The organism is Chromobacterium alticapitis, assembly GCF_002924365.1.
Taxonomy (GTDB): Bacteria; Pseudomonadota; Gammaproteobacteria; order Burkholderiales; family Chromobacteriaceae; genus Chromobacterium; species Chromobacterium alticapitis.
Genome location: NZ_PQWB01000020.1, coordinates 1 through 10,439, shown reverse-complemented (window position 1 = coordinate 10,439; position 10,439 = coordinate 1). Strand labels below are relative to the sequence as shown.

Annotated in this window: 9 protein-coding genes and 1 pseudogene; 2 read left to right on the top strand and 8 right to left on the bottom strand. The window is 65.5% G+C overall.

The annotated features are described in order from the left end of the window. From C2I19_RS06140 to C2I19_RS06110, 7 genes are all read right to left on the bottom strand, one after another. The coding region (locus tag C2I19_RS06140) for a hypothetical protein (protein WP_199181094.1) at window positions 1-825 on the bottom strand (825 nt) is incomplete at its 3' end. After that, complete coding sequence (gene bcsZ / locus C2I19_RS06135) at window positions 795-1,937, bottom strand: cellulose synthase complex periplasmic endoglucanase BcsZ (protein ID WP_103901838.1); 1,143 nt, start codon at window positions 1,935-1,937, stop codon at window positions 795-797. The genes C2I19_RS06140 and bcsZ, both read right to left, overlap by 31 nt. A gap of 4 nt (window positions 1,938-1,941) precedes the next feature. After that, the gene (gene bcsB / locus C2I19_RS06130) at window positions 1,942-4,197 is read right to left on the bottom strand and encodes a cellulose biosynthesis cyclic di-GMP-binding regulatory protein BcsB (protein ID WP_103901837.1); all 2,256 of its coding nucleotides are present in this window, start codon (window positions 4,195-4,197) and stop codon (window positions 1,942-1,944) included. Window positions 4,198-4,199: 2 nt separating this feature from the next. Further along, a complete protein-coding gene (bcsA, locus tag C2I19_RS06125; protein ID WP_233201117.1) occupies window positions 4,200-6,776 on the bottom strand; it encodes a UDP-forming cellulose synthase catalytic subunit in 2,577 nt (858 codons plus the stop codon). Then, window positions 6,770-7,534, bottom strand: coding sequence for a cellulose biosynthesis protein BcsQ (bcsQ, locus tag C2I19_RS06120; RefSeq protein WP_103901836.1), 765 nt, complete (start codon window positions 7,532-7,534; stop codon window positions 6,770-6,772). The genes bcsA and bcsQ overlap by 7 nt, the downstream gene beginning before the upstream one ends. A 322-nt stretch (window positions 7,535-7,856) precedes the next feature. After that, entirely contained in the window at window positions 7,857-8,189 is a 333-nt protein-coding gene (locus tag C2I19_RS06115; protein ID WP_103901835.1) for an SMR family transporter, read from the bottom strand. A 3-nt stretch (window positions 8,190-8,192) separates the two neighbouring features. After that, window positions 8,193-8,642 (bottom strand): multidrug/biocide efflux PACE transporter, encoded by a 450-nt coding sequence (locus C2I19_RS06110; protein ID WP_103901834.1) that lies wholly within the window; start codon window positions 8,640-8,642, stop codon window positions 8,193-8,195. Between the two features lie 89 nt (window positions 8,643-8,731). Between C2I19_RS06110 and C2I19_RS06105 the strand changes: the two genes are divergently transcribed. Together C2I19_RS06105 and C2I19_RS06100 are read left to right on the top strand one after the other, a co-directional pair. Further along, on the top strand, window positions 8,732-9,601 hold the full coding sequence (locus C2I19_RS06105) for a LysR family transcriptional regulator (protein WP_103901833.1): 870 nt from the start codon (window positions 8,732-8,734) through the stop codon (window positions 9,599-9,601). Between the two features lie 92 nt (window positions 9,602-9,693). Beyond that, window positions 9,694-10,068: a hypothetical protein gene (locus C2I19_RS06100; RefSeq protein WP_146056751.1), complete on the top strand. Its 375-nt coding sequence runs from the start codon at window positions 9,694-9,696 to the stop codon at window positions 10,066-10,068. A 62-nt stretch (window positions 10,069-10,130) separates the two neighbouring features. Here the strand turns inward: C2I19_RS06100 and C2I19_RS22790 are convergent. Continuing rightward, window positions 10,131-10,439: pseudogene (locus C2I19_RS22790) on the bottom strand (ABC transporter ATP-binding protein); the annotation flags it as partial.

Below are 10,439 nucleotides of genomic sequence, written 5' to 3'. Positions count from 1 at the left end.
CCGGTAAGCCGGGTCCGCCAGCAAAGCCCGCTGGCGCTGCCGATTGGCCTCTACGTCGTCCATCTTGGCGCGGACGGTGGCGTCGTCCGGCGCCCGCTCCAGGTAGTCCAGATAATCGGCGCGCGGCCAGCCTTGGTCCACCTGCAGCAGCGCCCGCCGCCACTGCGCCAGCGCCGCGCCGCGGCTGTCGTCGAATCCGCTCAACGCTTTCAATTCGTCCAGCACCGCGCGCGGCGCCGGCGGGTGCAATAGATAGAGGTTGGCCAGCGCCAGCCTGGCCTCGTGATTGGATGGGCTGCGGTTGACGATGGCCTGTAGTTCGGCCCGCGCGCGCTCCCAGCCGCCCGGCATGCGGGCCGTGACTTGCCAGTACTCCAGCGCCAGCGCGCCATCCGGCGGCCGTCCCTGGTAAACCTCGTTGAAGGCGGCGTAGGCCTCCTCCACTTTGCCGATGGCGAACAGCTCGTGCGCGCGCAGCAGCTTGCCCCGCCCCGCCCCCAGCACCCGCCGCATCTGCTCCACCCGATCTATGCCTGGATGGCCGGGATATAGCGCGCGCAGCTTCGCCAGCGTCTGCGCGGCCAGCTTGTCCTGCTTCAGTTGCAATTCGCCGAGGGCCTGCAGCGTCAGCCCCTCCGCGTTCAGCGGCGAAGGCCCCGGACTCAGCCGCAACAAACGTTCGATTGCCTGCTGCGCCTCCAACGGCCGGCCCAGCTCCTGCCACTGCCTGGCCTGGCGCAGCAGTTCCGGTCCAGGATCGACCGCTGCCGCGAACAGCGGACCAGCCAGCAGACTCAGGGCGATGCCGTGTGCGATGCGGGACATGCGCCCTCCCAGGCGGGCAACACCGCGCCATTGGCGGCAAAACGGTAGCGCGCCTGCTGCCAGCCCAGGCCGAACAGCATCAGCACGTGGTCGTAATAGGCATCGGGCCGCTCCGGCATGGACGCTATCCGGCGCAACTGCGCCTGCAACGCCGCCTGATCGCCCAAAGCCTGCAGCATGGGCAGCATGGCGGCGGAAAAGCCGGCCGGACCGCTGCCTGCGGCCTGGCCATTGCGACTGTCCACCTGCTCCGGCGGCTCGCCGCTTTGCGCCACGCGATGCGCCATGGGCCGGTAACGCTGCAGCAGTTCCGCCCGCAGCGGCGCGTCCGGCGCCAGCATGCCGGCCCACAGGTAGACGCGGATGGCGCCATAGCTGCCCTGCGCCTTGCTCTCCTCGTCCAACGCCAGGCCCTTGCCCGGATGGTAGGCCAGCCAGTCCGGCGCGAACCCCGCCGGCGCGCCGCCCAGCAGCACGCGCGCCGTGCTATGGCGCAAACCGCCCCAGCCGGTGTCCGGCAGGGCGTCGCCGAGCCGCGCCACCAGTTGCGGCGGGAGATAGCTGGGGTTGAGCCTGGCCTCGCCGCCATGATGGAAGCCCACTCGGCCGGGCAGCAGCGTCGGCCCCAAGCCGGGCAAATCGGCGGTTTCGCCCTCCAGGATCCGCAGCGCCAGTTGCCGGCCCAGCGCGGCATAGCGCGGTTCCCGCCATAGCCTGCCCGCCTCCAGCAGATCGTAGGCTATCCACATGTCGGAGTCGGCCGCGCTGTTGTCGTCCAGCACGCCCCAGCTGCCGTCCTTCTTGCGTCCCCATAGCCAGGCCGGCAGCCGCGCCGCCAGATCGCCCGCCGCCAGATTGTCTCGCGTCCACGCCAGCATGCGCTCGAAAGCCTGCCTATCATTGGCGACCAGAGCGAAGAACAGCCCGTAGCTCTGCCCTTCGCTGGTGGTTTGCCCACCTTCGCGGCCCGGATCGATCACCCGGCCGTCCGGCGACAGGAAATGTCCGCTGAAAGCCCTCCACTGCGGCCAGCCGTCGCAAGCGCCGCCCTCCGCTTGCGCCAGCAAGGGCAAGGCGCACAACAGGCCGGCGCACCATGCAGGCAAGCGCATTTCGCTACTCCCGCAGCCGGCGCGCCGCCAGCATCCGGAAAATCCGTAGAATGGCCAGCGCGGCGATCAGCACCGCGAAGGCCGACAAGCCGGCCAGCAACAGCGGATGGCCGGACAGATACAGCCAGAGCCAAGCCCACAGCGGCAGACTGCCGACGTGATAGACCGGCCCCAAGCGCTCGCTGTCCACCGCGTCGCCGCGCAACAGCGCCACGCTGCCGCTCATCTGCGCCAGCTTGGCGTCGTCGCTCAAGGCGTCCGATACCTCGCCCATCGCTTCCGCGCTGGTAGCGGTGACGATGATGGCGCTGCGGCCCTGCTTCAGCGGGGACTCCAACCCCAGCAGCGCGGCCACCTTGCCGCGCGCGGTGAAGTCCGCCACGCCGCTGACCGGGTTGTCGCGCTTGCTGAGCAGCTTCAGGCTGAGCTCTCGCTCCTGCGGCTCGTTCAGGCCGTCCGCCACGCGGCGGTTGTCGCCGTCCAGCACGGTGGGCAGCAGCTTGCGCCAGGCTTGCAGCAGTTTGAGCCGCTTGGAGTCGCCTATGATCAGCAGATCCGCGTCCAGCCCCGGCGTCAGTTGCTCCTCGCCCACCAAGCGGAAGCGCAACGCCGGAAAGCCGGTGGCGGCGCCGATGAAGCCCAGCGTGGAAAGATAGGCGCCGATGTCCTCGCGCGCCGGCTGGGGCGGCATCGCCACCACGGTGTCGGAGAGATCCGCCAGCCGGCTGAACGGGAAGGCGGAGTTGGCGAACAGCGCCAGATTGGGCATTTCCGCGTAGTGCGGGTACTGGCTGAAGTCTATGGTGGAATCCGGATCGATCTCGGCGCGGTTATTGTCCACCAGGCCGCCGCTGCACTCGCCCTGCTTGTCCGCGGCGAAAGTAAACTGGAACTGCATCTCGCTGCGGCTGCTGACACGGAAAGGCGGCAGCAGGATCTGGTCGATATTGCTCAGGAGACCATTTTCCAGCACCGGCAACCGCAGGCTGGTTTCCACGCCGCCTATGCCGCTGGCCTTCAAGGCCAGGCTCTGCACGAAAAAGTCGTTGATGCCGATATTGAGCCGGGAGTCGCTGGCCTTTTGCGGCCCGGTATAACGGAATTTCAAGTTCAACGGGATGCCGCGGCTGCCCCAGGTGAACAGGTCGGCCGGCACGCGGAAGGAGACCTTGATCGGCGCCAGTTGCTGGCCCACCACCTCTAAATCCTGCTGCTGCGTCACCAGGTCGCCCAGCCGGGTGGGACGCGCCGAGCTGACCCAGTTAGGCGCGTCGTAAGGCAGACGCGGCGCCACCAGCTTGACCTGGCGCACGCTGACCAGGCTGCCGGTCATGCCGGCCTGGCCCAGCACCATGGCCCGCACCGCCAGCTGCAAGTCGGCGTCGTCTCGCCCCAGCACTAGCAGCAGCTTGCGCTCCGGCCGCAGCGGATGGGGCATGACGGCCAGCATGGGCCCTTGCGCCGGCGGCAGGCTGGCCAAAAAGGACGGCCTGTCCTCGTTGCTGGCGAACACGATGGCGTGCTGCTCGGGCGGCAGCTTGTCCAGCGAAGCCTGGAAAAGCGCGCCGCGCCAGCTGGCCTGCGCGCCGAACCAGGACGCCAGCTCGCCAGCCGCGCGCAGCGCGCCCAGCGACGGCCGCGCGCCGAACACCATGGGCAGCTTCAGCACGGAGAAGTCGCGCTTGTCGAAGAACGGCTCGGGGAAGAAAGTCAGGTCGTCCGCCAGCGTCAATGCCTGCACTGTCAGTTTCATATCGCTGAAATTGCTTATCTCGGCCCAAATGCTGCTGTGCGCCTCGTTTTCGCAACGGTTGGTGTAATGGCCGATCAAGCGGAACTGCAGGCGGTTGAAATCGGCCAATAGCCGCGGATTCAGCGTCAGCGTGGCCTCCAGCTGTTTGCCTCCGTCGCCCTTGGCGAAGGGCAGCACGGTGACGATCTCGTCGTTCAGCATCACTTGGATGTGAGACAGATCGGTCAACAGCGCCGGCGAGAAGGTGTAGCGCAAATGCAGGGTGATGCCGGTCACCAGTTCGTCGGTGCGGCTGCCGAAGCTGACGGTGGCCACACTGTTGCCGCCGCGCAGCTTCAAGGGCGCATGGATGCCTATCTGCTTGAAACTCAAAGTGCGGGTGCTGATCCATGGCGCAGGCGCGGCTTCGCCCTGCGGCGCGCTGGCGTCGTCCGCGGCGCGGCATGGCGCTGCCCACAGCGCGGAGAACAACGCCAGCAGCCACAGCAACCGTTTCGCCGCGCCCATGCTCACTCCCTGACCGGCTGCGGCGGCCGGGGCAGCAGGCTGGCCAGCCACTGCAAACCGCTCCAGCGCGCGCGCAAGGACAAAGGCAGCACCAGCAACAACAGCCCGCGCAGGCTGTGCCAGCCGAAGCGCATGATGTCCACCGCGCTGCGCATCGGACTCTCTTCTTCCTGCCTTTCCTCCCTTTCCTCCCAGGCGTCGGAACGGCCAAAGGTGCATTGCACCAGATCGCTCTGCTGCGGCAGCGTCAGATCGACGAAGCGCACGCTGAGCCGGTCTCCCTTGGAAAAAACCAGCCTGCATGGAAAAGCGTAGCTGCGCCCCTCCACCCGCAACGACAGGTCGAGCTCGGTGTCGCGCGGCAGCTTGAGCCGCGACTGGCTGGTCAGCTGCAAGGCCATGCCGCCCTCGGAATAGTCCAGCGTGTGGCAACGGCACGCCCTGCCATCCGGCAAATGCAGAGTGACCGGCAGTTTGGCTCGCACCCGGTGCGTCACCCGCACCTGCCGCAGCTCCCGCGCCACCGCCAGCGCCACGCCCAGCAACATGGCGTTGTAGCCGGCCCAGATCAGGTTGACGATGACGGTGCCCACCTCCGAAGCCAAGCCATTCCACAGCCGGTAGGCGCCGAACCCCATCCCGGCCAGAATCACCGCCAGCAAGCCCAGGTAAGGCCAGGAAATGCTCCAGTCCACGTAGTCCTCTTCCATCACCCCGCCCTTGGCCGTCACATTGAAGCGGCCCAGTCCCGGAAACAGCAGCGCCACGGTAGTCGGCGGAATGATGTAGCAGGCCAGCACGGTTTCGTAGACCTCGCCCCAGAACGAGCGGCGGAACTGGCTATGCATGCGCGAGTTGCACAAAACTGAAAACACCATATGCGGCAGCACGTAGAGCACGATGCCCAACGCCGGGGCGTAGATGGTGTAGGCATGGAAAAACAGGAAGGCCAGCGGCGACAGCAGAAAAATCAGCCGCGGCATGCCATTCAGAAAGTGCAGCATGGCGTTCAAGTAGCACAGACGCTGCGCCCAGGTCAGCCCCTTGCCGAACAGCGGATTGTCGCAGCGGAAAATTTGCGCCATGCCGCGCGCCCAGCGGATGCGCTGGCCGATATGCGCGGACAGGCTCTCTGTGGCGAGGCCGGCCGCCTGCACACGGTTGATGTAGGCGGAACGGTAACCGCTGCGGTGCAGCTTTAGCGAGGTATGGGCATCCTCGGTCACCGTGTCTGTGGCGATGCCGCCCACCGACATCAGATGCGTGCGTCTGAGCACCGCGCAGGAGCCGCAAAAGAAGGTGGCGTTCCACAGATCATTGCCATCCTGCACCCGGCCGTAGAACAGCTCGCCCTCGTTCGGCACCTTGCCCTGGGTGTCCAGATTGCGCTCGAACGGGTCGGCGGAAAAGAAATGGTGCGGCGTCTGCACCAGAGACAGCTGGTCGTCCTTGAGAAAACCGCCCATGGTCGAACGCAGGAAGCTGTGGGTGGGAATGTGGTCGCAGTCGAAGATCGCGACGAATTCGCCGTCCGTCACGCCCAGCGCGTGGTTGATATTGCCGGCCTTGGCATGCTTGTGTTCCTCGCGCGTGATGTAGTTCGCGCCTATCCGGCTGGCGAACTCGCGCACCTCCTCGCGGCGGCCGTCGTCCAACACATGCACGCGCAGCTTGTCGAATGGCCAATCCATGCGCAGCGCCGCCATCACCGTCGGCCTCAACACTCGCAGCGGCTCGTTGTAGATGGGAATGAGCACATCGACTGTGGGCAGTTTGCTTTCGTCTTCTGGCAAGGGTTCGATCGGACGCTGCAACACCCAGGACGACTGAAAGAAACCCAGCAGCAGCACGATCCAGGCGAACAGCTCGGCCGACAGCAAAAGCAGGCCGAAAGTCAGGTTCATCCAGGTATCGTCGTTGAGCGTGCTGGTGACGCGCCACCATACGTAGCGGGTGGACACCACGGCGGAAAACACCATCAGGATCAGCGTGGTCACCTGGCCCGGCACCCGGCGCACCCACAGCGCGATCAGCAGCAGCACGCCGGAGAACGCCGCCTGCGAGCCCTCGTCGAACGGCGTGGTGACGCAGATCGCCACCAGCGCCAGCGCGGAAAGATAAACCAGGCTGCGCATCGCCGCGCTTTCCCACCACGGATTGGCCGCCAGGCTCTCCTCCCAGCGCCGCAGCCGCTCGTAGTCGAAAAGCGCGGGATAGCGCTGGGCGAACCATGCCAGGCCCCGGCGCAACGCGGCGAGCAGCCAGGCCAGGCCGCCACGCAGCCGGCGCCACGCCGCGCGCCAGCTATCCAGCGCGCCGCCGCCGTCATTGCGCCTGGGCTGGGCGATCAGCGCCAGCCACAGCAATTGCAGCAGGATGCGCAGCGGATCGGCCCAGCCGAAACGTTCGAAATCAATATGAGGGAAGTAGCGCCGCGCTCCCTGCCCCCAGTTGAGCCAGCCTTGCGGGGGCGTCACGAACAGCAGCGACAGCAGAAACAGCCATGGCCGCCGCGCATCCTCCGGATGCAGCAGCTTCAGTCTGACGGCGTAAGCCGGCCATGGCGCGCGCGTCAGCATAGGGCCTCGCTCTGAGTCTCGCTCAGCCGCACCGACAACCACAGGGCCAGTTGGCGCAAATCATCCACCGCCTGGCTGTCCGGCGCGAACGCGGCTACCGGCAAGCCTGCCGCCAGCGCCTCGCGCATGGTCTCGTCCCACATCACGGGCAAGGGCGCCAGCCGGCTGCCCAGCATCAGCCGCAGCAGCAGCTCCACGTCGCGGTCCAGCCGGCGCGCCGGGTCGAACTGATTGATCAGGAACAAGATGCGGCCGCGGTCCATGCCGCGCTCCAGCAGCTCCGCCTCCAGCTTGGCGGCCAGCGCATTGCTGATGGGATCCGGCGGCAGCACCGCCAGAACATGGCTGCAGGCGGCGAAAGCCAGCTCGCGCCCCATGCCTTCCGTCAAAGGCGTGTCCAGCAGCGTCATATCGTCCGCCGGCCGGTCCAGCGCGGCCAGTTCCCGCCGCAGCCAGTCGGCGCGCAGGCCGGGGGCATGCGGCGTGCCGCGCGGCAAATCACCGTGCGGCATCAGCATCAATGCCTCGCCGCCTATGCGCCAGGCCGCCTGGGTCCAGTCTCGGCCTGCCAACAGGCTGGCATGCCAGCCCGCCTCATCGCTCCAGGGCACGCCGAAATGCAGCCGCAGCAGATTATGCGGGCATAGATCGATGGCCAGGGTGGATTTGGATTGTTCCTGACGGTGCCAGGCCAAGGCCGCGGTTATCGCGCTGGCGCCGCAGCCACCCTTGACTCCGCAGACCGACAATATGGTCATGAAAGCCTCTGTCTACAGGCTGCGTCCTGTCGGCATCACAAAGTGCATGGCCGCGCGAAGCCCCGCGCTGCTCGCTGCGCCAGCCTGCCGCGCCGGCTCTGTCTCCGGCATCGCGCTCTGACGGCGCATCTGGCTTGCTGGCATTGGCCTTGCACTTGAACCGGCGCCTGAAACCCGCCGGCTCTCAACACAGACTCATCCCGATACGGTTATTCTGCTCAATCATGTCAAGCGTGCGAATATGCATGCTTAACCATTCCATATTGGCACATGAGATGCGCTTGTACAGGCGAACGGGACAATCGCGTACGGCAGAGCGTGATCAGTGGGCGGAACTGCCGGAAAACAGATTGATCACCGCCACGCCGGCGATGATCAGCGCCATGCCGATAATGGCCGGCAAATCCAGTTTCTGGCCATACAGCAGCCAGGCGATCAGCGAAATCAGCACGATGCCGATGCCTGACCACAAAGCATAGGCTATGCCCACCGGGATATGCCGCAGCGTCTGGGACAGCAGGTAAAAAGCCAGCATATAGCCGCCAGCGGTCAGCAGCGAAGGCCACAAGCGGGTGAAGCCATCGGAGGCCTTCAAGGCCGAAGTGGCCACCACCTCGGACAGGATGGCCCCCATCAGAAACAGCCAGATTTTCATCTATCACTCCATGGCCGCAGCCAAACCGCGGCGCGCCAGCAAACGGCCGCGCAGATGGTCGTACAGCCAGTTAAACACATAGGTATATGGTAGGAAGAACGCGAGGAAGCCCAATTCCAGCATGAAAGCCTGCCAGTAGCCGGTCTCCATCCACCAGGCTACCAGCGGCACCAGTATGCCCACCAGGCCGCCCTCGAAGCCCAGCGCGTGCAGGCAGCGGATGCCGGTTGTGCGCTGCCAGTTGAAGCGCCGTTCCAGCCGCTCGAACAACATATTGAACACCATGTTCCACAACATGGCGCCCGTCGACATCATCAGCGCCAGCACGCCCATGTGCCACACGTTCCGCTGCATCAGCAAGGCCGAGGCCGGCACCAGAATCGCCATCGCGCAAGCCTCGTACATCACGGCGTGCAAGACGCGTTCACCCACTTTTTTGTCTGTCGAATGCATGGACACTCTCCCGCAAGCAAAATGTAATGAGCGCGATTATGATTGGAAGTTCGGATACTATAAAAATATCAACCATCGGAAAATCCGATATGACATTTTCCCTGGACTCGCTCTCCGCCTTCGTCTACGCCGCCGACCTGGGCTCCTTCTCCGCTGCGGCAAGACGGCTGGGCAAGAGCCAGTCCACCATCAGCGAGGCCATCGCCAATCTGGAGATAGACCTGGGCAGCGCGCTATTCGACCGCGCCACCCGCTCCCCCACCCTGACCGCCGCCGGCCGGCTGCTGCTGCCCCAAGCCCGGCAGATCATGGCGGCCAGCCAGGAGCTGCGGCAGCAAGCCGCCCATCTGAACGCAGGCGTGGAAACTCGCCTGACCATCGTGCTGTCCGACACCTTTCAGTCGCAAACGCTGGAAAGCGTGGCCTGCCGACTGGAGGAGCGCTATCCCATGCTGGAACTGGAATGCCTGGTAGGAGAGCAGGAAGACGTGCTGGACCTGATCCTGTCCGGCCGCGCGCAACTGGGCCTGGTCGGCGCGATGGACCGCTATTCGCCTGACATCCGCCGCCAGCGCCAGCGCGACGCCAGCGAACTGGCGCTGTACGCCGCCCACCGCCACCCACTGGCTGGACTTGCGCGCGTGGACGAGCCGCTGCTGGGCCAATATCGCCAGTTGCGGCTCAACACCTATGGCGACAAGACGCCGGCCAGTTCCGGCCAGCGCCAATGGTACGCGCCCAGCTATCTGATGCTGCTGGACATGGCGCGGCTAGGCGTGGGCTGGGCAGAACTGCCCAGCTGGCTGGTCAGGAGCTTCGGCGGCGGCGAACTGAAGCAGCTGGAAGCGCCAGGCTGGCCCAAGCGCATGCCGGTAGATCTGGTATGGGCCGCCAACCGGCCATTGGGCGCGGCGGCGGAGTGGTTGCGCTGCTGGCTGACCGGACAGGATTCGATCTAGCGCCCTCCTAAAGATCAGCTCTTCTCTCCACGCGCTTTTCTATGATTGCCAAGCCTGGCGCTTGGCCAGGCGCCAACCGCCAGGAGCGCGACATGAGCCAACCCATCGTCACCGTGCAGAACCACTCCAGCCAGGATATCTACATCGACGGCGATCCCAACTGGGATGACCAGGTTCTGCTGCTGAACAATCAGCCGCTGCATCGCAGCTACGTCCTGGAGCCAGATCAATCGGCGCAACTTAGCGTAGATTGGTCCGGACCCGGCACGGCCTTCATGCTGGGGGTGATCTTTGCCGACGGACCCGATTACGACTACGGTGGGGACGGATTTTACCAACTGACGATAGGCCAGGAAGAGAGCAACGGGCTGCTTGATGTGACCGACGGCGGCGGCGAAGCCAAAGTTTCCTATAGCGTAAGCCAGCAGGCCGCCTGGAGCATGGCCATGAACTTTGCCGACAGCTGAGCCGCCCAAAACAAAACCGGCCCTCGCGGGCCGGTTGGCTTTGATCCGGATCAGGCTTGCGCTCAGGCCATGGCCAGCGTCGGGCTCCAGCCCTGCGGAATCGCTCCCAGCAGCTTCTTGGTGTACCCGTCCTTAGGCTCCCGGTAGATCACGTCCGCGTCCGCCTGCTCCACCACCTGGCCCTGGTTCATCACCAGCACCTGGTCCGAGATGTGCTTCACCACCGCCAGATCGTGCGAAATGAACAGATAGGACAGCTTGAATTCGTCCTGCAGGTCCTGCAGCAGGTTCAGCACCTGCGCCTGCACCGACACGTCCAGCGCCGACACCGACTCGTCGCAGATCAGCACTTCCGGCTTCAGCGTCAGGCA

Coding starts and splice junctions, on each gene's coding strand:
- bcsZ (WP_103901838.1), bottom strand. CDS start 1,937: ATGCGCTTGCCTGCATGGTGCGCCGGCCTGTTGTGCGCCTTGCCCTTG.
- bcsB (WP_103901837.1), bottom strand. CDS start 4,197: ATGGGCGCGGCGAAACGGTTGCTGTGGCTGCTGGCGTTGTTCTCCGCG.
- bcsA (WP_233201117.1), bottom strand. CDS start 6,776: ATGCTGACGCGCGCGCCATGGCCGGCTTACGCCGTCAGACTGAAGCTG.
- bcsQ (WP_103901836.1), bottom strand. CDS start 7,534: ATGACCATATTGTCGGTCTGCGGAGTCAAGGGTGGCTGCGGCGCCAGC.
- C2I19_RS06115 (WP_103901835.1), bottom strand. CDS start 8,189: ATGAAAATCTGGCTGTTTCTGATGGGGGCCATCCTGTCCGAGGTGGTG.
- C2I19_RS06110 (WP_103901834.1), bottom strand. CDS start 8,642: ATGCATTCGACAGACAAAAAAGTGGGTGAACGCGTCTTGCACGCCGTG.
- C2I19_RS06105 (WP_103901833.1), top strand. CDS start 8,732: ATGACATTTTCCCTGGACTCGCTCTCCGCCTTCGTCTACGCCGCCGAC.
- C2I19_RS06100 (WP_146056751.1), top strand. CDS start 9,694: ATGAGCCAACCCATCGTCACCGTGCAGAACCACTCCAGCCAGGATATC.